This is a genomic window from Micromonospora sp. NPDC051196 (genome assembly GCF_040682415.1).
Lineage (GTDB): Bacteria > Actinomycetota > Actinomycetes > Mycobacteriales > Micromonosporaceae > Micromonospora.
The window spans coordinates 1-1,650 of record NZ_JBFBAY010000043.1; the positions used below are offsets into that span (position 1 = coordinate 1).

Genomic DNA, 1,650 nt, shown 5'->3' on the forward strand with positions numbered 1-1,650 from the left:
CCTGACTCTTATCACGGGGTCGGGATTCGGCTGGGTGTAGGGCGTTGACCTGGGGTTTTGGTGTGGTGGGTGCGCACTAAACCGTGGCGTCTAGGCTGTCGGTCGTGGCACCGTACGTGCGCACCGTGAAGACGGCTTCGGGGGCGAGGGCGGTGCAGATCGTGCACTCCTCGCGGCGAGGGGCGCGCGATATCGAGCACATCGGGTCCGCGCACGATGAGGCGCAGCTGGCGGTGTTGAAGTCGGTGGCGCGGCAGCGGTTGGCCGCAGGGCAGGGCGAGTTGGACCTGGGCTTGGACGACAGCCCCGACGCGGGCGGCCCGTTGGAGATCACCGGCTCGCGGATGGGGCACCTGTGGGACGCGCTGTGCTGCGGCTATAACGGCCTCGGCTTTGGCGAGGCGACCGGTGGTGACGAGGTGTTCCGGCAGCTCGTGCTGGCCCGGATCATCGAGCCGACCAGCAAGCAGGACAGCCTGCGGGTCCTGGAGGAGGCCGGGATCGATGCGGTGTCGTATCCGACGGTGAACCGCCGCCTGCCGGTCTACGCCAAGGCTGAGTGGCGTCAGCGTCTGGCCGGGGCGTGTGCCACGCACGCCGGGCTGGGGCCGGGGTCGCTGGTGCTGTACGACGTGTCGACCCTGTATTTCGAGACGGACACCGGCGACGGGTTCCGCGAGCCCGGGTTCTCCAAGGAACGCCGTCTGGAGCCGCAGATCACGATCGGGCTGCTGACCGACGCCGGCGGGTTCCCGCTGATGGTCGAGGCGTTCGAGGGGAACAAGGCCGAAACGTTGACGATGCTGCCCACGATCCGGTCGTTCATGGACGCCCACCAACTGCCGGACGTGACCGTCGTGGCCGACGCGGGCATGATCTCGGCGGCCAATCAGAAAGCGATCGAAGAGGCCGGGTTGTCGTTCATCCTCGGGGCCAGGATCAGCGATGTTCCCTACGTCGTGGCCGAATGGCGCCGTGAGCACCCGGGCCAGGACATCCCCGACGGGCACGTGTTCTGCCAGCCCTGGCCCGCCGGGTCGGCCGACCGCCGCCGGGACCAGGTCATCTACTACCAGTACAAGACCGATCGGGCCCGGCGCAGCCTACGCGGCATCGATGAGCAGATCGCCAAGGCCGAGAAAGCCGTCGCCGGGAAGACAGCGGTCAAGCGCAACCGGTTCGTCCAACTTGCGGGCGCGACCAAGACTGTCAACCGGTCCCTCGAAGCCAAAGCCCGAGCCCTGGCCGGCCTGAAGGGATATGTCACCAACCTCGCTGCCTGCCCCGACGGCACCCCCGTCACGGCCGAGTTCGTGATCGGCGCCTACCACCGGCTGTTCCAGATCGAGAAGTCCTTCCGCATGTCCAAGCACGACCTGGCCGCCCGGCCGATCTACCACCACAAACGCGAATCGATCGAGGCACACCTCACGATCGTGTTCGCCGCTCTGGCGGTCAGCAAATGGATCGAGGACCACACCGGCTGGTCGATCAAGAAGTTCGTCCGCACCGCCCGCCGCTACCGCACCGTCACCATCCGCGTCCACGACCACACCCTCACCGCCGCCGACCCCCTGCCCGACGACCTACGCCACGCCCTCAAGACGATCCGCACCAGCCCAGGTGCGCACTAATTTGATAAGACTCGGG

Annotated in this window: 1 protein-coding gene; it reads left to right on the plus strand. The window is 67.4% G+C overall.

Annotated elements, in window-relative coordinates:
- Positions 1–152: 152 nt before the first annotated feature.
- The gene (locus AB0M35_RS29105) at positions 153–1,634 is read left to right on the plus strand and encodes an IS1634 family transposase (protein ID WP_363749409.1); all 1,482 of its coding nucleotides are present in this window, start codon (positions 153–155) and stop codon (positions 1,632–1,634) included.
- Positions 1,635–1,650: the final 16 nt, after the last annotated feature.